The sequence below is a fragment of the Nitrospira sp. genome, assembly GCA_030692565.1.
GTDB lineage: Bacteria > Nitrospirota > Nitrospiria > Nitrospirales > Nitrospiraceae > Nitrospira_D.
This window is the reverse complement of record JAUYAO010000001.1, coordinates 114,927-138,055: the sequence shown is the minus strand read 5'-3', so window position 1 is coordinate 138,055 and position 23,129 is coordinate 114,927. Positions and strand designations below refer to the sequence as shown.

General features: G+C 57.7%; 25 protein-coding genes. 21 read left to right on the top strand and 4 right to left on the bottom strand.

From position 1 onward, the window contains the following. Positions 1-25: 25 nt before the first annotated feature. From Q8N04_00685 to Q8N04_00670, 4 genes are all read left to right on the top strand, one after another. On the top strand, positions 26-154 hold the full coding sequence (locus Q8N04_00685; protein MDP3089167.1) for a hypothetical protein: 129 nt from the start codon (positions 26-28) through the stop codon (positions 152-154). A gap of 22 nt (positions 155-176) precedes the next feature. Continuing rightward, complete coding sequence (locus Q8N04_00680; GenBank protein MDP3089166.1) at positions 177-908, top strand: hypothetical protein; 732 nt, start codon at positions 177-179, stop codon at positions 906-908. A 594-nt stretch (positions 909-1,502) separates the two neighbouring features. Next, positions 1,503-1,922 (top strand): nucleotidyltransferase domain-containing protein, encoded by a 420-nt coding sequence (locus tag Q8N04_00675; protein MDP3089165.1) that lies wholly within the window; start codon positions 1,503-1,505, stop codon positions 1,920-1,922. Next, the gene (locus tag Q8N04_00670) at positions 1,919-2,335 is read left to right on the top strand and encodes a DUF86 domain-containing protein (GenBank protein ID MDP3089164.1); all 417 of its coding nucleotides are present in this window, start codon (positions 1,919-1,921) and stop codon (positions 2,333-2,335) included. Before Q8N04_00675 ends, Q8N04_00670 begins: the two co-directional genes overlap by 4 nt. 174 nt (positions 2,336-2,509) lie before the next feature. On the opposite strand, the gene Q8N04_00665 is transcribed toward Q8N04_00670, so the two are convergent. Then, positions 2,510-2,908: a hypothetical protein gene (locus Q8N04_00665; protein MDP3089163.1), complete on the bottom strand. Its 399-nt coding sequence runs from the start codon at positions 2,906-2,908 to the stop codon at positions 2,510-2,512. Positions 2,909-3,351: 443 nt separating this feature from the next. On the opposite strand from Q8N04_00665, the gene Q8N04_00660 reads away from it, so the two are divergent. The 3 genes from Q8N04_00660 (at position 3,352) to Q8N04_00650 (ending at position 4,581) form a co-directional block, all read left to right on the top strand. Continuing rightward, a complete protein-coding gene (locus Q8N04_00660; GenBank protein ID MDP3089162.1) occupies positions 3,352-3,687 on the top strand; it encodes a hypothetical protein in 336 nt (111 codons plus the stop codon). Positions 3,688-3,871: 184 nt separating this feature from the next. Beyond that, the gene (locus tag Q8N04_00655) at positions 3,872-4,069 is read left to right on the top strand and encodes a hypothetical protein (protein ID MDP3089161.1); all 198 of its coding nucleotides are present in this window, start codon (positions 3,872-3,874) and stop codon (positions 4,067-4,069) included. Continuing rightward, positions 4,048-4,581 (top strand): hypothetical protein, encoded by a 534-nt coding sequence (locus Q8N04_00650; GenBank protein MDP3089160.1) that lies wholly within the window; start codon positions 4,048-4,050, stop codon positions 4,579-4,581. The genes Q8N04_00655 and Q8N04_00650 overlap by 22 nt, the downstream gene beginning before the upstream one ends. Before the next feature lie 9 nt (positions 4,582-4,590). Here Q8N04_00650 and Q8N04_00645 read toward each other — a convergent pair whose 3' ends face one another. Beyond that, entirely contained in the window at positions 4,591-4,713 is a 123-nt protein-coding gene (locus tag Q8N04_00645; protein MDP3089159.1) for a hypothetical protein, read from the bottom strand. Between the two features lie 52 nt (positions 4,714-4,765). Between Q8N04_00645 and Q8N04_00640 the strand changes: the two genes are divergently transcribed. Both Q8N04_00640 and Q8N04_00635 read left to right on the top strand, forming a co-directional pair. Continuing rightward, entirely contained in the window at positions 4,766-5,047 is a 282-nt protein-coding gene (locus Q8N04_00640; GenBank protein MDP3089158.1) for a type II toxin-antitoxin system RelE/ParE family toxin, read from the top strand. A 9-nt stretch (positions 5,048-5,056) separates the two neighbouring features. After that, entirely contained in the window at positions 5,057-5,359 is a 303-nt protein-coding gene (locus Q8N04_00635) for a HigA family addiction module antitoxin (protein ID MDP3089157.1), read from the top strand. Between the two features lie 75 nt (positions 5,360-5,434). Here Q8N04_00635 and Q8N04_00630 read toward each other — a convergent pair whose 3' ends face one another. Both Q8N04_00630 and Q8N04_00625 read right to left on the bottom strand, forming a co-directional pair. Then, positions 5,435-6,925, bottom strand: a complete 1,491-nt coding sequence (locus tag Q8N04_00630; GenBank protein MDP3089156.1) for a class I SAM-dependent methyltransferase — start codon at positions 6,923-6,925, stop codon at positions 5,435-5,437. Positions 6,926-7,071: 146 nt separating this feature from the next. Continuing rightward, positions 7,072-7,449 (bottom strand): hypothetical protein, encoded by a 378-nt coding sequence (locus Q8N04_00625; protein MDP3089155.1) that lies wholly within the window; start codon positions 7,447-7,449, stop codon positions 7,072-7,074. Between the two features lie 329 nt (positions 7,450-7,778). On the opposite strand from Q8N04_00625, the gene Q8N04_00620 reads away from it, so the two are divergent. The 12 genes from Q8N04_00620 (at position 7,779) to aroC (ending at position 23,078) form a co-directional block, all read left to right on the top strand. Next, the gene (locus tag Q8N04_00620; GenBank protein MDP3089154.1) at positions 7,779-8,342 is read left to right on the top strand and encodes a hypothetical protein; all 564 of its coding nucleotides are present in this window, start codon (positions 7,779-7,781) and stop codon (positions 8,340-8,342) included. A gap of 108 nt (positions 8,343-8,450) precedes the next feature. Continuing rightward, positions 8,451-8,894: a hypothetical protein gene (locus Q8N04_00615; GenBank protein MDP3089153.1), complete on the top strand. Its 444-nt coding sequence runs from the start codon at positions 8,451-8,453 to the stop codon at positions 8,892-8,894. Between the two features lie 68 nt (positions 8,895-8,962). After that, complete coding sequence (locus Q8N04_00610; protein MDP3089152.1) at positions 8,963-10,057, top strand: pentapeptide repeat-containing protein; 1,095 nt, start codon at positions 8,963-8,965, stop codon at positions 10,055-10,057. A 75-nt stretch (positions 10,058-10,132) separates the two neighbouring features. After that, entirely contained in the window at positions 10,133-10,951 is an 819-nt protein-coding gene (locus tag Q8N04_00605; protein ID MDP3089151.1) for a segregation/condensation protein A, read from the top strand. Further along, on the top strand, positions 10,948-11,958 hold the full coding sequence (scpB, locus tag Q8N04_00600) for an SMC-Scp complex subunit ScpB (GenBank protein ID MDP3089150.1): 1,011 nt from the start codon (positions 10,948-10,950) through the stop codon (positions 11,956-11,958). Before Q8N04_00605 ends, scpB begins: the two co-directional genes overlap by 4 nt. 253 nt (positions 11,959-12,211) lie before the next feature. Next, positions 12,212-15,175 carry a 6-bladed beta-propeller gene (locus tag Q8N04_00595; protein MDP3089149.1) on the top strand — a complete coding sequence of 988 codons (2,964 nt, stop codon included), beginning with the start codon at positions 12,212-12,214 and terminating at the stop codon, positions 15,173-15,175. Between the two features lie 39 nt (positions 15,176-15,214). Further along, entirely contained in the window at positions 15,215-16,681 is a 1,467-nt protein-coding gene (gene guaB, locus Q8N04_00590) for an IMP dehydrogenase (GenBank protein MDP3089148.1), read from the top strand. 126 nt (positions 16,682-16,807) lie between these two features. Beyond that, positions 16,808-18,364: a glutamine-hydrolyzing GMP synthase gene (gene guaA / locus Q8N04_00585; protein ID MDP3089147.1), complete on the top strand. Its 1,557-nt coding sequence runs from the start codon at positions 16,808-16,810 to the stop codon at positions 18,362-18,364. A 155-nt stretch (positions 18,365-18,519) separates the two neighbouring features. Further along, positions 18,520-19,368 (top strand): pseudouridine synthase, encoded by an 849-nt coding sequence (locus tag Q8N04_00580; GenBank protein ID MDP3089146.1) that lies wholly within the window; start codon positions 18,520-18,522, stop codon positions 19,366-19,368. Continuing rightward, a complete protein-coding gene (gene aspS / locus Q8N04_00575) occupies positions 19,365-21,128 on the top strand; it encodes an aspartate--tRNA ligase (GenBank protein ID MDP3089145.1) in 1,764 nt (587 codons plus the stop codon). Before Q8N04_00580 ends, aspS begins: the two co-directional genes overlap by 4 nt. 210 nt (positions 21,129-21,338) lie before the next feature. Next, positions 21,339-21,908, top strand: a complete 570-nt coding sequence (locus Q8N04_00570; protein ID MDP3089144.1) for a hypothetical protein — start codon at positions 21,339-21,341, stop codon at positions 21,906-21,908. A gap of 6 nt (positions 21,909-21,914) precedes the next feature. Next, positions 21,915-23,078 carry a chorismate synthase gene (gene aroC, locus Q8N04_00565; GenBank protein ID MDP3089143.1) on the top strand — a complete coding sequence of 388 codons (1,164 nt, stop codon included), beginning with the start codon at positions 21,915-21,917 and terminating at the stop codon, positions 23,076-23,078. The last annotated feature ends 51 nt before the right edge of the window (positions 23,079-23,129 follow it).

Here is a 23,129-nt window from a genome sequence, read left to right as displayed (position 1 = left end):
TCTGTTAGTTTAGGTTCTAAGGTTTTTGCATCGCTGCCGGGCGATCATCATCCGGACGGTGATGGAGACGCTGGGAACGTCGAGCGTATTGGTGAGTGATTTAGGGTTGCGGGAGGGGATGCTGATCGATCTGGCGATGCGGACCTCAGCATAGGTGCAACTTGTTGGGGAATAGTATGACTGCAGATGAGGACAATGAGTGGTTACAGTGGGTAAAGCTTTCAAGCGTGCCTCTTAAACAGCTGGGGCATGACGACATTCCTATTGGCATGGCGTCGGGCTGCTTTGTCACTTATCAAGGCCGAAAGTTCATTTTAACCGCATCTCATGCAGTAAAGCTGAATTCATCAGGTTGGGTAATTGAGCTTGGACCCGATAATCGCAGGGGAACTGAGTTTTATCGAGTAGCTCGATTCTATTATCTTAGTGGGATCAACCGAGAATCAGGCCAGATTGTTGAGGTTGATTTCACCTTTGCTGAGATTCCTGCTGATCTCGAATCTACTTTCTATCTCCTAACGCCATTTGGAGCAATGTCGGCAAGGCAATCTCGCCATGTATTTGACCTGGAAGCCGTTCGAAATCCAGATATAGGTGAACGGTACGCATTTACTGGTGAGATTAAGCCGAGCACGGGGTCATCGGGCCTTGTTACTCAACCCGTAATCTATCCGGGGCTTCGGTATGTGGAAAATACCGGTTCTTATCATCGGTTCATACTACCTGTACCTCACCCTGGGCACGATGATTTCCGTGGATGCAGTGGCGCATCAATTGTTGATACCAAGAGAAATCTAGTAGGTCTCGTCTCTGGTGGGATCATCGATAGCAACAGCATTTTAGGAATAGCGTTGTCTGGGTGTAAGTGGGCAGTTGATTTCTATTGTAAGGATATCCGGCCAGCTTAGATTAGCGTTTTGCCAATCGAGCGAGTCCTTCTCCCGGTTCCCATAATCGGGGTGACTAGTTTGCTCTTTGGTGCGTGCTTCAAACGAGCACCGCCCTTGATATAGGAATTTGATAATTCTTCTGTGCGCGGTTGGCGAGCACAGGGAAGCGATCAGGCGACCCTCAACCTCTCTATTTCTGCGAATACCACCGGTAACCTTTGGCCTCGGTGAACTGGGCTTTCGGCGCGCCGCCGGGCTGGCGTTTCGATGGAACCACAACCCAAGTTGCCCTAGATTCAGTAAGGGATGGGCCTGAAAAACAGGGACATTCTACTTTTTGGGCCTGAAAAACAGGGACATTCTACTTTTTGAGTTGAGCAATTCCGGAGTCTGATAATTCCTCCCGTGCGTGCGTGGCGAGCACGGGGAACTAATCAGGCTACCCTCAATCCCTCTACTTCTGCGAATACCACCGATAGCCTTTGTTCTCGGTGAACTGGGATTTCGGCGCACTGCCTGGATTAAGGGGAAGGAGGGTTTCTTGTTCTCCGATTTATAGCGGTGTAAGATGCCCACAACGTCTCGTCAGTACACCTCTGTATGGTTCCTTGAATGAAGCACACACGCTACACGATTCAACCGGAAGCCCGCGAAGTGCTGGTCTGCCGTCTCACGGCTGAGCTGGAGAAAGAGTCGGCGGTAGCGTTCGCTTATCTCCATGGATCGCTGCTCGATTCTGACACCGTGCACGATGTCGATGTCGGGCTGTATCTTCGTGAATCCGAGGCTGAAAGGGGCTCGGCGGTTGCGCCAGGCCTATCCGCCAGGCTCACGGCTGTGGCGGGATTACCGGTGGATGTTCGTGTGCTGAATGAGGCGCCGCTATCCTTTGTCTATCATGTCCTCCGCGGGCGTCTGCTTGTTTGTCATGATGAAGATCTCCTGACCTCAAAGCTGGAAGATATCGCCAGGCGCTATCTCGATCTCGCTCCGTTGCTCTATCAAGGCACGAAGGACGCCTTCGCAGCATGAGCCTCAATCCGGATCTTATCCGGGCGCGCTGTGGGGAAATTGATTCGTCCTTGAGCCGCCTCGAAGAATTTCGCCGTCTGTCCCGTGAGCAATTTCTTTCCAATCAAGATGGCCTTGATGTGGCCTGCTATCGATTGCTGATCGCTATTGAAGCTGCATTGGCACTCTGCTTTCACGTGTCGGCGAAACAATTACATCAGGTTCCCGAGGAGTATGCCGGGTGCTTCAGTACGCTTGAACGCGCCGGGCTGATCCCTGCGCATCTTTCCAGCCGCTTGCAACAGATGGCGCGTTTCAGAAATCTGCTGGTGCACGTGTATTGGAAGATTGACTATGGCCAGCTATACGAGGTTATCACCACGAAGCTTGATGACCTACGTGCATTCCGTGCCGCAATTGCCGGATTGATTTAGGCCGGTAATTCCTATTTCTGCACATACCACCGATAGCCATTGGTTCCCGAGAAGCTGGTTTTCGGAGCCCTGCCTCATCTTTCAAGTGGCAATAAGTTGAACGGTTGGCCTGTCCTGAAGTAGAGGCCGAGCTCACTAGAGATCTGAGGCCCAGCTGTTTGCTGGTTCAGGTTCCTAGAAGGGGATTCGGATTCCCATTTGAAATTCATTCGGAACCATCTTTTGCCCCAGCGGCCCGCCGAGATTCAGGTTTTGTTGAGGCTCTAGATTCGGGGCGAACGCACGGTTGAGTTCGGAGCTATAGCCCGCTCCAAAGCCCGCGCCGATATAGGGAAGCAATGTCATCCCCCCGGCAGAGTAGTGTCCGCTCAGCGACGGCACATCACGGAATAGTGAGTTGGCAGAAGGCGTGACAGGCATTGTGGCAGAGTCAGAGGCGGCATCCTTCTGTAGCGAATAGATCCCGGTACTGTTGCCGACAAGAGTGGGGGAAGCCAGAGTTCTTTCAGCGGACATCAATACCAGTGCAATAGTCAAAGAGAGAACCGCTGATATGCTGAAACGAGCGTTCACGACTCGCACCTCCCTCTATAGCCAGACCCGTAAATGTTTGCCTGGATCACCAGGGAATATTCAGTGAGCAGGGGCAGCCTACTACATCCTGATTATAGAGTTAGTCACGAAGTTGCAGAGTTCAAGGGGGCGCGGTTGGATTACCCGGGCACGACTCTTATGTCTGGGGTGAGAGGGGCGAAACTGAGGCAAGACGTTATATGGCGAAGAGATGGGGTCGTTGCTTGACTTTGTACTTGGCCAGCCCAATTGGGACTTCCTCAAAGTGGCGGTGATGTAGGTTGGCTGGTCGCCTTGCTCACCTCGAATAGGAAAATATGGGATTTTTATTATCTTAGCAGGACAACGCCGGCGGTTCCTTTACGAACGCTCTGAGTATGACAGCGTTTGTCCTGGTTCTTGAGTCATGACTGCCTGGCTATAGGAGGGCAAGAGGCTGCATCATGTTGAATCGCGCCGCACTGATTATTCGCCCAAAGCAGCCCTTTCTTGATTGGGCTGCGGGGCTTGATGATTCCGGCTTGGTTCCGGACGTGGCGGGCGAGCAGACCGTGTATCTCGTGCCTGAATTCGATAGCGATGAGGAGGGGCTGCAGATTCTGAAGCTTGTCTATGGCGAGATCTTCGAGCGGGAACTTGATGGTTGGCACACCGATCCTTTGGCTTGGCCGCAGAAACGTGATTTCAAGACGTTTCAGCAATGGTTCAGTATCGAGCTGCATTCAGTCGTCGAAGATGTCGTGGACGATGTCCTGATTGACGATGAAAGCGAGCCGTAGCGAGTCGTATTTCTCACGTCTTCCGAGTCTGCCACTGCGAATGCCACCGAGAGCCCTTGGTCTCGGTGAACTGGGCTTTGGGGGCGCCGCCGGGCTAGCGTTTGGATGGAACCGCAACCCAAGTTGCCCTCGATTCAGGAGTCTTGTACACTTCCTTTGAAGCTGCGCAATGGGAGTGCTGGTCATGCAACGATATCCTCTCGAAAACGACGATGCGCGGATTGCCGCTAATCTTCGCCAGACGATTGAGTTGACCGAGCTTGGCTTAGCGCTCCGTCGATCAGTCTTGCAACAGGAGCGGTCAGCCGGCGATGCCATGACACAGGTGATGCGCGATATTCGACGCGCGAAAGAGCAGGCATGGCAGCGGAATCCTTCCTAGTTCAGGCACTCTCCACCCTCATTACCGACTTTAACAAACGCGGGCTGTTGTATGCCTTGGCCGGAGGCTGGGCGTACAGCGCGCTCGTCGAGCCACGGGCGACGACGGATATTGATCTGCTCTTGCTTGTCGAGCAGCCCAGTCGTGAGGGTTTGCGCGCTCTGCTGTCGCCTCAGTTTGATTCCCTCGTGGTGCATCCCACTCCGATGGTATTCCATGGAATTTCTATCTGGCGTACGGTAGGCATTTCTGGTGGGCAGGAGGTGGTCGTCGATATCCTGTTAGCTGATTCCGAATATCTTCGGACGGCGCTTGGACGTAGGCGCATGGTCGAGTTCGGTTCTTTGCAGATACCCATTCTCACTATCGAGGATTTGATTCTGCTCAAAATGATCGCAGGGCGGCTCCAGGATCAGGCGGATCTGGAGAAAATCAGGACTCGCCAAGACGAACTCGGCGTCGATTGGGGCTATGTCGAAACATGGAAGGGCAAGTTAGGCATTGCCCGCTAGCCCGATCTGCTATTTCTGCGAATACCACCGATAGCCCTTGGTTTCGGTGAACTGGGCTTTCGGCGCGCCGCCCGGTTTTTCCAATAGCAGCACTTTGAAGTCGATGAGGCCGAACCAGGCGGGGGGGACCATGTCTTGGACGTGTGCGCTTGACTCATAATAACCAGGATGTTTACTATTTGTCGTGATTAAATCCTTTCGCGATGCCGAAACTGAGCGAATCTTTAAGCGCGAATTCGTAAAAGGATTTCCGCGAGAGATTCAGCAGCGGGCATTCATGAAGCTCAACGCGATTGATGCGGCTGTCAGACTGGAAGATCTCAGGTTGCCTCCTTCAAATAGACTTGAAGTGCTGAAGGGGGATCGCAAGGGATCGTATAGCATTCGTATCAATGATCAGTGGCGAATCTGTTTTCTTTGGCGAGATGGCCATGCGGAGCGTGTTGAGATTGTCGATTACCATTGAGGAGGGTGTATGCCTAAGTCTCGAATTGAACCAATACATCCGGGTGCGTATCTGAAGGAAATTCTCGACGAGCTAGAGGTATCGCAGTACCGACTGGCACAGGAGCTTGGTGTTCCTGCTATGCGTATTAGCCACGTGGTGCGGGGGCAGCGGCCTATGACGGCAGAGTTGGCGTTACGCCTTGGCCGTTATCTTGGGCAGAGTCCACGGTATTGGCTTCACTTGCAGAGCCGTTACGATCTCGATGTCGCCGAGGATCAAGTTGGGAGCCGCGTGATGAAAGAGGTGCGGAGGTCAAAAGCTGTCGCGTAGGAGATTCGTGTATTGCCGAGCGCTGGTTCGCCGGTGCTTAGAACCCGCAGGGCTTCACGCCTTACCTGTCCTGTCTTATTTCTGCGAATACCACCGATAGCCTTTGGTCTCCGTGAACTGGGCTTTCGGCGCGCCTCCCGGTTTTTCCAATAGCAGCACTTTGAAGTCGATGAGGCCGAACCAGGCGGGATCGACCACGTCGTGGTAGTGGGCGCCGTGGATCTTGGGGAGCATGTCGTTGAGGGCCTGCTTCAGTTCGCCCTCGGTGTAGGCGCGGACGGTGAAGGGCTTGTTCATGGCCTGGCAGAACCGCTGAATCGTATAGGCTGCGCCGGTGCAAAGGACCTTCGTATCCGGCTTCATGGCGAGGAACTGCGGGAGCGAGAGGTAGCGTTCCTGAAAGCCCAGCCAGCGCACGGCCTGCCGCAGGTGGCTGTATTGCACTTCATATTCGGTATGGCCCGGCAGTTTCACTGAGGCAGGCCAGCCTTCTTCCACACCGAATTCGGTCAGGAAAGCATGTCCACCCGGTTTCAGCACCCGCCACAATTCGGCAACGAAGCGGATCGGTCCCAGGTTAAAGATGACATCGTCCGGCGGGTTGGCCTCGATCGGAAGGCGGATGCGTCTGATCCAATCCAGCGCTTCTTGATGCTGCTCAGTCTCGCCTGTATTGCTGAGCAACTCCTGGCGCGTCAGCTTGACCGGCGTCATGTCAGCCATGTTTTCGTTATCGATGACGAGATCGACCGAGTTATCCGTGAAGGGGAGGGCTTCGGCATTGGCCCTGGTTCCAAGGCCTCCCCAGCCACCTTCTTTGGCCCGCTTGGTCTGCAGCTTCAAGAACGGACTGGTGATGTCGAGGGAGATGTACCGGATGCTCTGCCTCTCGAACGGCAGCAGCTCTTTGGCAAGTTCACGCGCCACGTAGCCGAGCCCTCCGCCGACTTCTACAATGACTTTAGGTTTGGGGTTAAACCAGCCTAGCTGACGGAGCTGCCGCATGAGGAGCCGGCCATAGGTCAGGCCGTTCAGCGCCTCGTTCGGTTCACGGAAGAGGTGGGAGACGGTGGTTTCTATCAGGTCGAAGTGGCCGTCGTCTTCGCCGCTTTCAGTCAATTCATGGTGGTGAAAATCTTCCAGATGTTCTTCGCCCTCGAACCCTTCCTGCCCTGACCAGCCTTCGCGGATCTGTTGCAGCAGAATGTCCCACTTGGCTTGGTGTCGATGACCGCCCGGCGGTTCGGTCCCGAAGTAGCAGAGGGAGTAGTTCGGGGTGGCCCAGCGTTCTAAATGCCATTGGCCTGGCTGGCCGTCCGGTCCGCAGACTTTGTTCCCGTATTTTTCAAGCAGCGCGCCGACGGTGATGTGGCCGTTCATCGATTTCAGCATCTCGATGCCGGTCAGGTTGAGCCGGATCAGCGGAAAATTATCATCGAGCGGCGCGAGCCAGTATTCATCTTCGCGATGTTGATAGGCGACAAGATCAGGAATGTGCCAGGCGAGGAGAGACAGCGTCTCGCCGGTCAACTGGAGCGGTTCTTGGACTGCGGCAACGGGCTTCATGACCTGTGTTCCTACCCCGTGGGAAGGCGCAGCCTACCTGAGCTGACAGTGAACTCGCAAGACCAATGCGCCGGGAATGTTGTGATTCGTGAAGCGTTCCTCGTGGGTATTCTGCGAGAGGTGAGATACGAGCGATGAATGACGTATTAGAGCTGAGACGGCATGGTGGCCGCATCCGTCACGGTCAGGACGCCACGCATGATGGGGTGGATGCGGCAGTGATAGGGATAGCGGCCGGGGGGGAGGCCTGACACGCTGAATTGCTCTCCGGGAGGAATGATGCCCGAGTCAAAGAGGCAGGGGGTGCCGTCTTCAACGCAGCCGTTATGCGTGACGGTATGATCGGTCGGCGTCGGGTTGTTCCAGAGGATCGGGCTCCCGCTGGTGGCGATGGCTTTGGACGGGGCAAAGTAGGGGGATCCGTCTTCGATCATGATTTGCGTCGCAATGGGCATTGCTGTCGTCGGCCAGGCCAGACTGGTGATGAAGAGGCTCACGAGGGCGATGGTCAGAGAGCGTGTCATGGGCTGAGAAGTCCTCTTTAGGCTGTTGTGCATAATCAGAGCCGGAATTGCGGCGAACGATTCATGAAACAGTAACGGGTTGCAAGTGCAGTTTACCACGAGGCCGTCCCTCCGGGGCTAGTCCTGGGAGCATTCGGGGTTGAGGATCCAGCCGGGTGATGGGGGGGCTTGTCCTGTTGAGTGCTCCAGGGAGTGGGGCGATCCCTAGCCAAAACTGCGCAGGTTTCGGTCGATCATTCTACCGGTTGCAAGAGGCTATGGGTTCATGCTAGATGGAGGCCGCAATGCGATCCGCCATGCGTTGTGCACTTGAATCAGGAGGAAATCTGATGGCGAAGTCTAAGAAGAAGGTCGTGGCAAAGAAGGCCGTCAAGAAGTCGTCGGGCAAGAAGAAGGCCGCCAAGCCGTCCAAGAAAGTGGCCGCCAAGAAGCCTGCGAAGAAAGCGGTCGCGAAAAAGTCGGCGAAGAAATCGGCGAAGAAGGTAGTGGCCAAGAAGCCTGCGAAAAAGGCGAGTGCGAAGAAGGCCGCCAAGCCGGCTCCGAAAAAGAAGGTCGCTGCCAAGGCGGCACCCAAGAAAGCCGTCGCCGCGAAGACGCCTGCGGCTCCCTCAGCCCCTAAGTCCGTGGCTCCGGTGAAGTCCGTGGTGCCTCCGGTTGAGGAAGCCCCGAGGCCTTCAGTGGCGGCCAGGCCGGCTCCGGTATCGATGCCGAAAGAGATCGATGTAGATGAAGAGCTGGTCGACGAGGAATTAGAGGTCGAGACCGAAGCGGAAGGCGACATCGAAGAAGAGCTGCAAGGAGATCTGGCGCTCACCGATGACGACGAAGCCGCTGACTTCCTCGAGAAGTCCGAAGACCTGTTGGACGACACCGACGATTATCGTAATAACTGACGGACTGTTCCTGTTGCATGTGCCGGTCCTCCCGGAGATCGAGAAGGATCGGCACAGGTGAGCGTGGCGACCGTCTCATTCCCTCCTGGTTTCTGATCCCGAACATCCATGAGTCATTTTTTATTTGTGGCCGGTACCCTCCGCGAGCGCAGCTCACCTGAAAGCGCCTCGCTCCAATTGACCCACGGGTTGTGGGGCTGTTGCTCGGCTTTGATCCGCGACAATCTGACCACGTTCCTGACCCCCGATTCCCATGCGCTGGTCTATGTGCTGAAGGCGGGGATTTGCGCCGATATCAAGATTGTCTCCGCCGTCCTCCCCCTGCAGCAGATGGATGAGTTCCTGCGTGAGGATTTTAAGACTGAAGCGCGGTTCGGGTTCGTGCGCGTCGAGCTGAGGAAGCGGTGGACCTCGACCCCGCAGGAGAGCCACGGTCTGTTGCAGTCGGTCCTACAGATTGCGGATCAGGCGGAACTCGCCCGGCGGCTGAGTTTGGGGATGCATCGTTTGACGGAAGACGAGTATCAGGCCATCCTGGCCGGCCTCCACTAGCGCAACCGTGTCGACTGTCTGTGCACTCCGCCTTGCCTTGGCCTCGGGCATCTCGTATAACGACGACCATGATCTCTATTGGAAAACTCCGTTGGATCGGGCTGGTGTGTTTGTCCCTGCTGCTGTGCGGGATTTGCCGGACCGGCGCCGTTGAAGCGGCCTGCACGGTTGAATCCTCTCCCGTTGGGAAGCCCGGCCCGCTCATGAAGCATTTGAGCCCGGATTGTACGAAAGCTGAGCGCGAAGCGCAGGCTGTTCCTGCTGCGAGTGTGATGCAGGCGCTCACGCAGAGACAGGCGGTGGATCTGGTCGGTGTGGTGCTGCAGGGCGATCTGATCTTCGATCAGCTGCCGGTTCGGAAATCACAAATCCCCAAAGGACTCACACCCGAGCAACAGGCCGCGCTCAGCGCGCTGAACGACGAAGAGCAGCGGATCGTGGCGGGGAATTTGATCATTCGTGATTCAGTCGTTGACGGAGCCCTCCGGCATCGATCGGCGAAGGGGACGCTGGAGTTCGAGGGAACGGTCGATTTTCATGGCACCAGGTTCACGGATGGCGTGGATCTGTCGCGGTCGGTCTTTCAGAAGAGCCTGGCCATAGATGGCGCTCTATTTGAACGGGAGGCCTATTTTGTTCAAGGGCACTTTGCCCAGGGGCTCAGCTGCGCCGAGACCAAGTTCGGTCCCCATACCCGGTTCCATCGTTCCGTCTTTCGGGGGCCGGTGGATTGCCAGGGGAGTCTGTTTGACGGGATGGCGGAGTTTCTTGAGGTGGTCTGTGAAGCCCCGGTGAATTTTGAGCGGGCGCGATTCGGGTTGGGGACGGGATTTTCCGGCGCGCACTTCAAGAAGCTGGCGAATTTCTCCGGTGCCATTTTCAGTCGGGAGGCGTTCTTTGCCTTCGTGGTTTTTTCCGGTGAAGCGCGGTTTGCCGGTGCTCAATTTCTCCAAGCAGCGGATTTCTCCAATGCCGATTTTAAGCGGGGCGACGATCTGGCCAAGGTCCGCTTCGATCAGAAGCCTTTGACCAACGGGACAAAGGGAATCGCGCAGGAAGGGGCAGGGAAGGGGGGGCAATCCGACTTCCAGCAATATGCCATTACGCTGGGCATTCTGCTGGTGGCAGCCGTTCTCGTCGCCTACGCCGTCAAATTGAAATAATCCCATGAAGTCTCGGACCCCCAACATATAGTTTCAGGCTTGCCCCGCCCCCCTATAACTTGCTATAACGCCCCCGTGGATCAGCCCAACCAACAGACCAGCGGGTTTGAACAAACCGAGCTGCCGTATCAGGTCCGTATCGAGAATTTCGAAGGGCCGCTGGATCTCCTTCTGCATCTCATCAAGAAGAGCGAAATCAATATTTACGATATTCCGATCAACCTGATCGCCCAGCAATATCTCGAATATGTCGAGGCGATGAAGGATTTGAATCTGAACGTGGCGGGGGAGTTTCTGGTCATGGCAGCCACTCTGCTGCAGATCAAGTCCAAGATGCTGCTCCCGGCGGACGAGGCGGCGGAGGACGAAGAAGACGGGCCGGACCCGCGCGAAGAACTGGTCAGGCGGCTGCTGGAGTACAAGACCTACAAGGAGGCGGCCCGGCAGCTCGACGGCCAGGAGAAAATGTGGCGGGAGATTTTTAGTCGCGAACCGGAGCCGCTCGTCGTTGAAGTCGAGTCCGATGAGATGTCGATGGAGAACGTGTCGCTCTTCGATCTGGTCGATGCGCTGAAGGCGATCGTCGAGCGGAATCCGGGAAAGACGTTGATCGAAATCGTGCCGGACAATCTGACGGTGCGAGAGCGGATGAACGTGATTTTGGAAACGCTGGAAGGCAAGGACTCGATATCGTTTGCCGCGCTTTTTGACGGCTCCTGCCACCGGCTGGTGATTATTGTGACATTCCTGGCTTTGCTGGAACTGATCCGGTTGCGGGTCGCACACGTGTTTCAAAGCGAGACCTTCGGGCCGATTCTGGTTTCACGAACGTTCTCGCTCGTGCCGGATCCGGCTGAGCTCGATGACTTAGACGCCGAATGGAGGGGGGCATGACTCCGATCACCGACGAATTGAATCTGACCTCGGTTGAGGTCGAGAGTGAGGCTGCTGAATCGGTGGAATCCATCGACGCGACGGCATGCGACCTATCTGCCGGCGAAGTGGTTTCAGAGGGATCTGAGGGACGTGAGGCCTCGGCTGCACCGGACGTTTCGGCTGAAGCCGAATCGACCGAATCCCCCTCCGCAGAGACCGCCACAGAGGCCGCGCCGGCGAATGATGGCGCCGTGCAGGCGATTGCCGAGCGCGAACTGCGCGGCATTGTCGAGTCCTTGTTGTTCGTCTCCCCTGAGCCGTTGTCCGTGCAGCGTCTGGTGGCGATCATGGGCGACGTGACGAAGTCGGATGTTGCGCAAGCGCTGCGCGGCCTGGGAGAGGAATTGGAGCAGGAGGGGCGCGGAGTCAGGCTGGTCGAAATCGCCGGCGGGTTCCGGCTGGTGACCAAGCAGGAATATGCCACCTGGATTAAGCGCCTGGATAAAACGAAGTCGGCGGCCAAGCTGTCCCGATCCGCATTGGAATCCCTGGCGATCATTGCCTACAAACAGCCGATCGTTCGGTCGGAGATCGAAGAGATCCGCGGCGTCGAAACCTCCGGGGTCGTGCGGACATTGTTGGAGCGGAAGCTCGTGCGCATCGTGGGCCGGAAGGAAGTGCCGGGGCGTCCGATTATGTACGGCACGACCAAGTTCTTCCTTGAGCATTTTGGTTTGAACGACTTGACTCAGTTGCCGCCTCTGCGGGAATTCACGGAATTGGGCGAGTCCGATCAGTCGCTGTTGCCGATGGAATCCATGGAGGTGGCTGCGCCGACGGCTGCCGAAGCCGCGGTGATCGACAGCACCACGGAAGCGATCAAGGCCCTGAGTGAAGAGGCGTCATCCGTGACTGATGCAGAGGAAGTCGAGATTGAATCTGTGGTTGAGGAAGAGCGCATGATGGCGGTCGAGGTGAACGGTGAGGACGTGTTTGTCGAAGAAGAGCCCATTCCGCAGAGTTAGCTGGTTGGTCCTTCCCTCCTATTTTTTCTTACAACCGGGCAAGGCGTAAGTCCTTTTATTGCGCGCATTGAACGAGGGTCTTCTGAGACCGCGCGTTCAGCGAGCACAAAGGGCTTCTGCCTTGTCCGGTCCCCTCCCCCCGCTCCTTGACTCTGTTTCCAGCGCTTTGTTAGACTCGCCAATCCAATTCTAAGTGATTGAAAGACCCTTGGTTCTTGGCGCGGGACGGCTTTAGCAACACGAGGCAACACCAATGATGAAGGCATGGCTTTTTGACGAAATGTTCCAGTTTGACCGGCTGATCTTGTCCGCCGAAGGCACCCAGAGTGAGTGGGGTGCCGGCGATTCGGTCGCCGCGGATGAAGAGCTGCCGCCCGCGCCGCAGAACGTCCAGGCCAAAGCAGGCAATGGTCGGGTCACGATCACGTGGGATGCGGTCCCCGACGCCATGTACTACAACCTCTATTTCCAGACCACGAAGGGCGTGCAGATCAAGTTCTCAGAACTCACGCGCCCCATCGCCAGCGCCGAGGATTTCAAGGCCGTCATCGGTGTGAAGAAGGATAAGGCGACCTGTCTCGAGGGCGCGACCTCTCCGTTTCTCCACGACGATCTCGCCAACGGGACCTGTTACCACTATGTCGTGACCGTCGTCACGCAGAAGGGGGAGAGTCTGGAGTCGCAGGAAGTCATGGCGATTCCCTCGCCCTATCTCTTGGCCATGGCCTTCGGTCAGGAAGGCCCCGACGATGGAGAATTCAGCTCTCCGACGGGATTGACGCTCGACAAAGACGGCAACATCTATGTCGCCGATACCGACAACCATTCGATTCAGAAATTCACGAAAGATGGCAAGTTCGTTGCCCGATGGGGGAGCGAACCGAGTTCGCAGGAAGGGTGTTTTTATTATCCGCGCGGATTGGCGGTCGGGCCGGACGATGTCATTTACATTGCCGACAGCGGCAATAACCGTGTGCAAAAGTTCGATCTCGAAGGCAACGCCATGAAGGCCTGGGGCAAGTTCGGATTCGCCTGGCGCGGCGCCGACATGGGCAAGTTCGATGTGCCCTGGGGGATCACCACCGATCAAGAGGGCAACGTCTACGTGTCCGACACGAGCAACGCCCGCATTCAGAAATTTCAGGCTGATGGCCAGCCGCTGTTGAAGTGGGGGCGTGACGGCAGCTTCGACGGCGCGTTCTTTTTCCCGCGCGGCGTGGCGGTCGATTTCGTCGGCAATATCTTTGTGGCGGATGAGAGCAACAACCGGATTCAGAAATTCGATTCGCGCGGCAGCTTTCTGACCAAGTGGGGGCGCGAAGGGCATGGGCCGGGGCAATTTAAATCGCCGTGGGGCATTGCCTGCGATGCGCTGGGGAACGTCTACGTCGTCGATAACGGCAATCATCGTGTTCAGAAGTTCGACGGCAACGGCACCTTCCTCTGCTCCTTCGGAAACCGCGGGAAGACAGAGGGGCAGTTGAATTTCCCCTCCGGCATCGCCGTCGATAAAGAGGGCGCAGTCATCGTCGTCGATAGCGGGAACAGCCGCGTCGTGAAGTATGTGCCAACAGAAGAAGAAATCAATCGAGGGAAAGAGCAGTCGCTGCCGGCTCCGGTGGCGGGTGCGGTGCAACCTCCGCGCAGCGTGGCCGTCAAGCCGGGCGACACGGAAATCTATCTGAGCTGGCTGGATGTGCAGGGTGCGGTCTCCTACAATCTATATTTCAATACCGCGCAGGGCGTCACGATCCAGACCGGGACCAAGATCGAAGGGGTCACCAGTCCCTATACGCATTCCGGATTGACCAACGATACGCCGTACTTTTATGCGATCACGGCGGTGTTCGAAGACGGCACCGAGAGCGAGGTGTCGGAAGAAGTCACGTCGACGCCGGTCCTTATAGACATTACCGCTCCGCAGAATCCCTACGCCGTCATCAATCACGGCGCGTTCATGACGAATTCGCCGGAAGTCGTGGTGACGATCTCCGCCACGGATTTGGATACCGGAGTGACGGCCTATTTCATTTCGGAAAGTCCGCTGACGCCGATGGGAGGCACGCCCGGATGGGTTGATGTCACGACGGCGATCAAGTTCGGCGCCACGATTCCCTTCATTCTGTCGCCGACCGACGGACCGAAGACCATCTATGTCTGGTTCAAGGACGTCGGCAACAACGTCTCGACTCCGGCCAGCGCGAGCATTCTCGTCAACACGTCCGGGTACGTCTGTGTCTCCAAGTGGGGCCAGCCGGGCCGCGGTGCGTCGCTCCTGCACGGGGGCGAATTCATGGCGCCGCTGTACGGCTTGTGCGTGGATCAGCAGGGGTCGTTGTTCGCCGTCGATAACGGCAACAACCGCATCCAGAAATTCGATAACGCCGGAAACTTCATCATTCTCTGGGGCTGCTTCGGATCGGCCAACGCAAACTTCCATAATCCGACGGGCATCGCCTGCGACGGTAAGGGCGATGTGTGGGTGGTCGACACGAACAACCATCGCGTGCAGAAGTTCGACGGGAAGCTCGGCGGGTACCTGATGAAGTTCGGATCGCGCGGCAACGGCGAAGGCCAGTTCAATGCCCCATGGGGCATCGCGGTCGATCGCGTGCGCGGGTTCGTCTACGTCGTGGACAGCGCGAATTTCCGTGTGCAGAAGTTCGATATGGCCGGCGAGTTCATCATGGCCTGGGGCAGCTTCGGCAGCGGCGACGGGCAGTTCTACTTCCCGCGCGGCGTGGCCGTAGACCAGAACGACGGCGCGGTGTATGTCGTGGACATGGGCAACCACCGCATCCAGAAGTTCGACACCAGCACCAACGTGTTGCCGCAGTTGCTGGCCAAGTGGGGCGGCAGTCCAGAGGCCGGCCATGCGAGCAGTCCGCTCGCGCAGGAAGCCGGACAGTTGCGGAATCCCTGGGGCGTGGCGGTGGACGGCGCCGGCGATGTGTATGTGACGGATGCGGGAAACCAGCGCGTGCAGAAATTCGACAAAGAAGGCAACTACATCACGCAGTGGGGCGGCTACGGGAACGGCGACGGGCAATTCAATTTCCCCTATGGCATCGCGGTCGATGCCCGGGGCAGCGTGTTCGTCGTGGACAGCGGGAACACGCGGGTGCAGCAATTCATGCCGGCCGACGAAGGCAGTGAGCGGCTGCAGGAAAATGCCGAAGCGATGGCGGAACTCGATAAAGCGCAACAGACGCGATAGGGCCTGACGGACGGGCCGTGGGTGTGGTACGGGGAGATCATGCTGGATAAAGAACCGCGATTGGGCCTCACATACGACGACGTTGTCCTTGTGCCGGCGAAGTCGCAAGTCCTACCGAACGAAGTCGAGACGGCGACGCTGGTGACGCGCAATATCCGCATCCATGTTCCCTTTGTCAGCGCGGCGATGGACACCGTGACCGAGGCGCGGCTGGCGATTGCGATGGCTCGCGAGGGCGGGATCGGCATCATCCATCGTGTGCTGTCGCCGGTGGATCAGGCCGCGGAAGTGGATCGGGTCAAGAAGTCGGAAAGCGGGATGATTATGGATCCCGTGACCATCTCACCCGAGCAGACGATCCGCGACGCGCACGCCCTGATGGCGAAGTATCGGATCTCCGGCATTCCCGTCACGAAAGAGGGCAAGCTGGTCGGCATTCTGACGAATCGAGATCTGCGGTTCGAAACGCGCATGGACCTCAAGGTGTCGCAAGTCATGAAGCGCGACAAGCTGGTGACGGCTCCGGTGGGAACGAGTCTTGAGAAGGCCCGCGATATTTTGCATGAGCACCGCATTGAAAAGCTGCCGGTCGTGAATAAGAACTACGAGCTCAAAGGGCTCATTACGATTAAAGATATCGAGAAGCGCATTAAGTATCCCAATGCCTGCAAGGATACCCATGGTCGTTTGCGCGTGGGCGCGGCGGTCGGCGTGGGGCCGGATACGGATGAACGGGCGACCCTTCTGATCAAGGCCGGCGTCGATCTGATTGTCGTCGATACTGCGCACGGGCATTCGCAGGCGGTGTTGGATACGGTGAAGCGGATCAAGAAGCAGCATCCGAGTCTGGAATTGATCGCCGGCAACATTGCGACAGCGGAAGCCGCGAAGGATTTGCTGAAAATGGGCGTCGATGCCGTGAAAGTCGGCGTCGGGCCCGGTTCGATTTGTACGACGCGCATTGTTTCCGGCGCAGGGATGCCACAGCTGACGGCTATTGCCGATTGTGCCAAAGCCCTTCGTGGAACCGGGGTGCCGATCATTGCGGACGGCGGGATTAAGTTTTCAGGCGACGTGACCAAGGCGCTGGCGGCCGGGGCATCGTCAGTCATGCTGGGCGGGCTCCTGGCCGGAACGGAAGAATCGCCGGGTGAGACGGTGCTGTATCAAGCCAGAACCTATAAGGTCTATCGCGGGATGGGTTCCATCGGCGCGATGGAGCGCGGCGGCGGCGATAGGTATGGTCAGGGCGGACGCCCGGCTCAGAAGCTCGTACCCGAAGGCATCGAAGGCCGCGTTCCGTACAAAGGGCAGCTGGGAGCCGTCATCTATCAGCTGGTCGGCGGCGTCAAGTCCGGGATGGGGTACTGCGGTTGTCAGACGATTGCCGACCTTCAGGAAAAGGCGACCTTTATCAGGCAAACCGTGGCCGGCCTCCGCGAAAGCCACGTGCACGACGTCATTATCACCAAAGAAGCACCGAACTACCGGATGGATTGGGAGTGAGCCGGAGCGAATGGCTGATGGCGTATAGCCGATAGCAGAAGCGCCGGATGCTGATTCTTTCCTGCCTGCCGACTTCTCTTTCTGAGCTATCAGCCATCAGCTATCAGCCATAGGCTCTTTATAATCATGGAACTTTGGCACAATCGCATTCTCGTCCTCGACTTTGGATCGCAATACACGCAGCTGATCGCCCGGCGTATTCGCGAGGCGCAGGTCTATTCGCAGATTCTGCCCTGCACGGCGTCTCTCGCGACCATTCTGGCCTATCGCCCCCAGGGCATTGTGCTCTCCGGCGGACCTTCCAGCGTCTACGAAAAGAAAGCGCCGTCCGTCGCGAAGGCATTATTCGATCAGGGCATTCCGATTCTGGGCATCTGTTACGGCATGCAGTTGGTGACGCACTTATCCGGCGGTAAAGTCGTGAAGGCGCCGCATCGGGAATACGGCCGCGCCGATCTCCTGATCGATGACCGCAGCGATCTCTTTAAAGGAATCGGGAAAGACGGGTCCGCGGTGGTGTGGATGTCCCATGGAGACCGGATCGAGCGTATGCCGCCCGGGTTCCGGTCTATCGCCCATACGAGTAATTCGCCGGTCGCGGCGATGAAGTTGGAGAATGAACAGCGCCGGATCTATTGCCTGCAGTTCCATCCGGAAGTCGCGCATACGCCGGAAGGGGCGAAGATCCTTCGCAACTTCGTCTATGAGATCTGCGGCTGCACGCCGACCTGGACCATGCAGTCCTACGTGGATCAGGCGGTGAATCAGATCCGCGAGCAGGTCGGGAAGGATCGGGTGATCTGCGCGCTGAGCGGCGGGGTCGATTCATCGGTGGCGGCCGCCCTCACGCATCGGGCCATCGGCGATCAGCTGACCTGTATCTTTGTCGACAACGGGGTGCTACGGGCCGGTGAGCGCGATCAGGTGAAGAAGACCTTTGCGTCGCAGATGCATCTGAATCTGCGAGTGCTCGATCGCGCGACACAGTTCCTGGATGGCTTGAAGGGCGTCACCGATCCTGAGAAGAAGCGCAAGATCATCGGGCGCCTGTTCATTAAGAATTTCGATGTCGAGTCCAAGAAGTTGAAGGGCGTCAAGTATCTGGTGCAGGGCACACTGTATCCCGACGTCATCGAGAGTGTGAGCTTCAAGGGCCCGTCGGCTACGATCAAGACGCATCATAATGTCGGCGGGCTGCCCGCGCGGATGAAGCTGAAATTGATCGAGCCGCTTCGGGAATTGTTCAAGGACGAAGTGCGGGTGTTGGGTACGGAACTCGGGTTGCCGGATGAGATCGTCTGGCGGCAGCCGTTCCCCGGTCCCGGTCTCGCGATCCGGGTGCTCGGCTCTGTGACGAAGGAACGATTGGCGATCCTCCGTGGAGCGGAAACGATCGTCGATCAGGAGATTCGCGGCGCGGGATTGTACCGCGAAATCTGGCAATTCTTTGCCGTGCTCTTGCCGATCCGCACGGTCGGCGTCATGGGCGATCAACGGACCTATGACAACGTCGTGGCGATTCGCGCGGTGACCAGCGTCGACGGGATGACCGCCGACTGGGCCAAGATTCCGAACGATGTGCTGGGCCGGATGTCGAGCCGGATCATCAACGAAGTGAAGGGCGTGAATCGCGTCGTCTACGACATCAGTTCGAAGCCGCCAAGCACGATTGAGTGGGAGTAGGGGAGGGCAGGAGCCGTCCTATCGTCTCTTGTGCTCGCCCGGCGCGCACAGGGACTTGATGTGAAATGCTAGATGGCGGGCTGTGCTCGCCGGATGCGCGCAATAAGAGCCAATAGAACCGCTCCTGCTGAGAAAGCAGTGAAGAAAAGAGATTGATGGAAACTCGACTGCAGAAAATAATCGCAACGACCGGGCTGGCTTCGCGCCGGAAGGCGGAGATGTTGATCGCGAGCGGTCGCGTCACCGTCAACGGCAAGGTGGTCACGGAACTCGGCACCAAGGTCGATCCCGAGCGCGATCATGTGAAGGTGGACGGCAAGCATCTCGAAAACGCACAGCCCTTCGTCTATCTCATCCTGAATAAGCCCAAGAACGTCATGTCCACGCTGGACGATCCGGGCGGACGGCCGACGGTGAAGAATTTTCTGCATGGCGTGTCGGTGCGGGTGTTTCCGGTGGGCCGGCTGGACTTCGACAGCGAAGGCTTGATGCTGCTGACGAACAACGGCGATTTGACGCAGGCCCTGCTGCACCCGCGCTATCATGTCCCGAAAACCTATCTCATCAAGGTGAAGAGCGTCCTGACGGATGCAGAGATCGCCCAACTTGAGAAGGGGATCAAGCTCGAAGACGGCATGACCAGTCCGGCCACGGTGAAAAAGGTGCGTAAGGCCGAAGCCAATTCCTGGGTGGAAATTACGATTCATGAAGGCCGCAAGCATCAGGTGAAGCGGATGCTGGAAGCCGTCGGCCATCCGGTGATCAAATTGACCCGCGTCAAGATGGGCCCGCTCACGCTGGGCGATCTGGGGTCCGGCGAATTCCGGTTCCTGACGGATCGCGAAGCGAATGCGTTGCGCGACATCGTCGAGCAGCGACGGACATTGGAAAAAGAAGGCAAGGATCCCGGTGTCCGACCGCCCAAGCCTCCGCGGCGCCCGGGCTGGGCGAAACCCTCGAAGACCAAACGGCACTCGACGAAGAAAGCGAGACACGTGGCATGAAGGTGAGAACGCATCGCTGCGGTGAATTGAATAAGACTCATGTGGGCCAGACGGTGGTTTTGAACGGCTGGGTGCAGCGGCGGCGCGACCACGGCACGGTGATCTTTATCGACCTGCGCGACCGGACCGGTCTTACGCAAGTCGTCTTCAATGCGGAGCGCAACGCGGCAGTCCATCAAGGCGGCCATACCCTGCGGAGCGAATGCGTGGTCTCCATCACCGGCCAGGTAATGGCGCGTCCGGATGAGTCCAAGAACGCGAATCTTTCGACGGGCGAGATCGAAGTCTTTGTGGATGCGGTCGAGGTGTTGAACGAATCGAAGACGCCGCCGTTCGTCATCGAAGATGATGCCGAAGTAACGGAGGCGATCCGCCTGAAGTACCGGTTTTTGGATTTGCGGCGTCCCCGCATGCAGAAGCTGATGAAAACCCGGCACGATATTGCGCAGGCAGTGCGCGGGTTCCTCAATAAGGAAGGGTTTCTCGAAATAGAAACGCCGATTCTCACGAAGAGCACGCCCGAAGGGGCGCGAGACTATCTGGTGCCGAGCCGGGTGAATCCCGGGACATTTTTTGCGCTGCCCCAGTCGCCGCAGCTCTTCAAGCAGGTGCTCATGGTCAGCGGCATGGACCGCTATTATCAGATTGCCCGCTGCTTCCGGGATGAAGATCTGCGCAACGATCGCCAACCCGAGTTTACTCAGATCGACCTGGAGATGTCGTTTGTCGATCGGCTCGACGTGATGAGCTTGATGGAAACGATGATCGTCACTGTATTTCGTGATGCCGGCGGCGTGCAATTGCCGACGCCGTTTCCGCGGATGACCTATGCCGAAGCGATGGGGCGCTATGGATCGGATAAGCCGGATCTGCGCTTCGAGATGCCGTTGTACGACGTGACGGCCTTTGCGGCGGCCAGCGAGTTCAAGGTGTTCAAGGATGCCGCGACAAAGGGCGGACTGGTCAAGGCCTTGATCGTGAAGGGTGGCGCCGCGACGCCGCGGAGCCGCATCGATGCCTTGGGCGAAACGGCCAAGAGTTTCGGGGCCAAAGGCCTGGCCTGGCTGAAGATCACGCCCGAAGGGCAGTTGGAATCCGTCATAGCGAAGTTCCTCGACGCCAAAGCCTTTGCCGCGGCCTTGCCCGAGGCGAAGCCCGGCGATCTCGTGCTCTTCGGCGCCGACAAGCCGGCGGTCGTGCACGATGTGCTGGGCCGTATCCGGCTCCAGCTGGGTGAAGAGTTGAACCTGATCGACAAGAACGCCTGGAAGCCGCTCTGGGTAACCGAGTTCCCGCTCTTGGACTATTCGCCGGAAGAGAAACGCTATATCTTCATGCATAATCCCTTTGCCGCACCGATGGATGAAGACCTGGCGCTGCTGGATTCAGAGCCGTTGAAAGTGCGCGCTAAGGCGTACGATATGGTGTTGAACGGGAGCGAGATCGGCGGCGGCAGCATCCGGAACCATCGTAGCGACATTCAGCTCAAGATCCTGGATTTGCTCGGCATCAACAAAGAACAGGCGCAGGCGAAGTTCGGCTTTTTATTGGAGGCATTGGAGTATGGCGCACCTCCGCACGGCGGCATCGCCTTTGGTCTCGACCGGTTGATCATGCTGCTCGGCGGGGCGGATTCCATCCGCGACGTCATTGCGTTCCCCAAGACGCAGCGCGCGCAATGTCCGTTGACCGATGCGCCCTCTGCCGTGAGTGCGGAACAGTTGAAAGAACTCAGGATCAAGTTGGATTTGGTCGAGTGAGTGTTGGCATGAGGCTGGATAACGGACAGATAGAAGTCATGGATGCCATAATGGCAGATGTCTTGCGGCGCAAGTCTCCGGCTCAGCGCATCAGCATTGGCTTTGCAATGTGGGATTCCGCAAAGCGAATGTTGACCGCCCATCTTTCCTCCGAGCATCCGAATTGGAGTGCGCCGCACGTCCACCGAGAGGTGGTGCGGAGATTATCGCATGGAGCTGCAGGAACTGCTTGAACGGTTAGTGACCGCGCTCGAACGATTGCAGATCCCGTATCTCATTACCGGGTCGGTCGCGTCGATGGCATATGGCGAGCCCCGCCTGACGAACGATATCGATGTGGTGGTTGATCTGAAGGAGACCCATGTGCGGGGCCTGCTGGCGCAGTTCTCGCCGGAGGAGTTCTATCTCAGCGACGAGGCAATTCGAGATGCGCTGGTTCGTAAGGGGCAGTTCAATATTATCCATCCCGCTTCCGGATTGAAAATTGATGTCATGATTCAGAAGGGAACACCGTTTGAGGAGAGCCGCTTCAAACGCGCACGGCTGATTCATTACACCGATGTTCGAGGCGCGTCGTTTGCCTCTCCCGAGGATGTGATTCTCAAGAAAATGGAATATTATCGCGAAGGAGGGTCCGAGAAGCATCTTCGCGATATCGGGGGGATCCTGAGAGTCAGTGCCGGTATGATCGATGAGCCCTATATCGGAGAGTGGGCGGATCGGTTAGGGCTTCGAGAGATTTGGGACGCCGTGCTGCGGCGTCTTCAAGCGGGAGACTGAGTGTTCATGGCCGGCAACAGTATCGGACACATCTTCACCGTCACCTCCTTTGGCGAGAGCCACGGGCCGGCGATCGGCTGTGTCGTGGACGGGTGCCCGCCGGGGATGGCGCTCTCGGTCGAAGACATTCAGGGCGATTTGGACCGGCGCAAGCCTGGCACGTCCCGCCACGTCACGCAACGGCAGGAATCGGACCGCGTCGAAATTCTTTCCGGTGTCTTTGAGAGGAAGACGACCGGGACTCCGATTGCCCTCCTCATCCGTAACGAAGACCAGCGCAGCCGGGATTACGGCAACCTCATCGATACGTTCCGTCCGGGCCACGCCGACTACACCTATTGGCAGAAGTACGGCATCCGCGATCATCGCGGCGGGGGACGCTCTTCGGCTCGTGAAACGGCGGTGCGTGTCGCGGCGGCGGCCATTGCGAAGAAGTGGCTGCATGAAAATCACGGGGTCGTGATTCGAGGCTATCTCAGCCAGTTGGGACCGATCGACGTGCCGTTCCAGAGTTGGGATGAGGTCAGAGCCAATCCGTTCTTTGCGGCCAATGCCGATCTCGTTGCGAAACTCGAAGCGTTTATGGATGATTTGCGGAAATCCGGCGATTCCGTCGGCGCGAAGATCACCACGGTGGCCGAGCATGTGCCGGTCGGGTGGGGAGCCCCGGTGTATGCGAAGCTGGATTCCGACCTGGCCGGCGCGATGATGAGCATCAACGCCGTGAAGGCGGTCGAAATCGGTGCAGGCTTCGCCTCGGTCGCTCAGCGCGGCTCCGAACATGGCGACGAACTGACGCCCGAAGGCTTTGTGACCAACCATGCCGGGGGCGTTCTCGGCGGCATCTCAACGGGGCAGGATATCGTTGTTACGATTGGCATCAAGCCGACCTCCAGCATCCGTATCCCGCGCCGGTCGATCGACAAGCAAGGCCAGCCGGTCACCGTCGAAACGAATGGCCGCCATGACCCCTGCGTGGGCATCAGAGCCACGCCGATCGCCGAAGCCATGCTGGCCCTCGTCCTTATGGATCATGCCCTCCTGCATCGCGCGCAGAACGCCGACGTGAAGACCGCGACTCCGAAGATTTCAGGTTCGGCAAAGAAGGCTGCTTCTTCCGTGGGCAAGAAATCGACTGCGAAGATCGATCAGGATCCTGCCGAAGCGTAATCGCAACGTAAGAACAAAATCCACTATCTCAATCAGCGCTTTCGTGCCTCG

Coding starts and splice junctions, on each gene's coding strand:
- Q8N04_00680 (MDP3089166.1), top strand. CDS start 177: ATGACTGCAGATGAGGACAATGAGTGGTTACAGTGGGTAAAGCTTTCA.
- Q8N04_00630 (MDP3089156.1), bottom strand. CDS start 6,925: ATGAAGCCCGTTGCCGCAGTCCAAGAACCGCTCCAGTTGACCGGCGAG.
- Q8N04_00580 (MDP3089146.1), top strand. CDS start 18,520: ATGGAAACTCGACTGCAGAAAATAATCGCAACGACCGGGCTGGCTTCG.
- Q8N04_00655 (MDP3089161.1), top strand. CDS start 3,872: ATGCAACGATATCCTCTCGAAAACGACGATGCGCGGATTGCCGCTAAT.
- Q8N04_00670 (MDP3089164.1), top strand. CDS start 1,919: ATGAGCCTCAATCCGGATCTTATCCGGGCGCGCTGTGGGGAAATTGAT.
- Q8N04_00660 (MDP3089162.1), top strand. CDS start 3,352: ATGTTGAATCGCGCCGCACTGATTATTCGCCCAAAGCAGCCCTTTCTT.
- Q8N04_00620 (MDP3089154.1), top strand. CDS start 7,779: ATGGCGAAGTCTAAGAAGAAGGTCGTGGCAAAGAAGGCCGTCAAGAAG.
- Q8N04_00610 (MDP3089152.1), top strand. CDS start 8,963: ATGATCTCTATTGGAAAACTCCGTTGGATCGGGCTGGTGTGTTTGTCC.
- Q8N04_00615 (MDP3089153.1), top strand. CDS start 8,451: ATGAGTCATTTTTTATTTGTGGCCGGTACCCTCCGCGAGCGCAGCTCA.
- scpB (MDP3089150.1), top strand. CDS start 10,948: ATGACTCCGATCACCGACGAATTGAATCTGACCTCGGTTGAGGTCGAG.
- guaB (MDP3089148.1), top strand. CDS start 15,215: ATGCTGGATAAAGAACCGCGATTGGGCCTCACATACGACGACGTTGTC.
- Q8N04_00635 (MDP3089157.1), top strand. CDS start 5,057: ATGCCTAAGTCTCGAATTGAACCAATACATCCGGGTGCGTATCTGAAG.
- Q8N04_00650 (MDP3089160.1), top strand. CDS start 4,048: ATGGCAGCGGAATCCTTCCTAGTTCAGGCACTCTCCACCCTCATTACC.
- Q8N04_00625 (MDP3089155.1), bottom strand. CDS start 7,449: ATGACACGCTCTCTGACCATCGCCCTCGTGAGCCTCTTCATCACCAGT.
- Q8N04_00645 (MDP3089159.1), bottom strand. CDS start 4,713: ATGGTCCCCCCCGCCTGGTTCGGCCTCATCGACTTCAAAGTGCTGCTA.
- aspS (MDP3089145.1), top strand. CDS start 19,365: ATGAAGGTGAGAACGCATCGCTGCGGTGAATTGAATAAGACTCATGTG.
- Q8N04_00675 (MDP3089165.1), top strand. CDS start 1,503: ATGAAGCACACACGCTACACGATTCAACCGGAAGCCCGCGAAGTGCTG.
- aroC (MDP3089143.1), top strand. CDS start 21,915: ATGGCCGGCAACAGTATCGGACACATCTTCACCGTCACCTCCTTTGGC.
- Q8N04_00595 (MDP3089149.1), top strand. CDS start 12,212: ATGATGAAGGCATGGCTTTTTGACGAAATGTTCCAGTTTGACCGGCTG.
- Q8N04_00570 (MDP3089144.1), top strand. CDS start 21,339: ATGGAGCTGCAGGAACTGCTTGAACGGTTAGTGACCGCGCTCGAACGA.
- guaA (MDP3089147.1), top strand. CDS start 16,808: ATGGAACTTTGGCACAATCGCATTCTCGTCCTCGACTTTGGATCGCAA.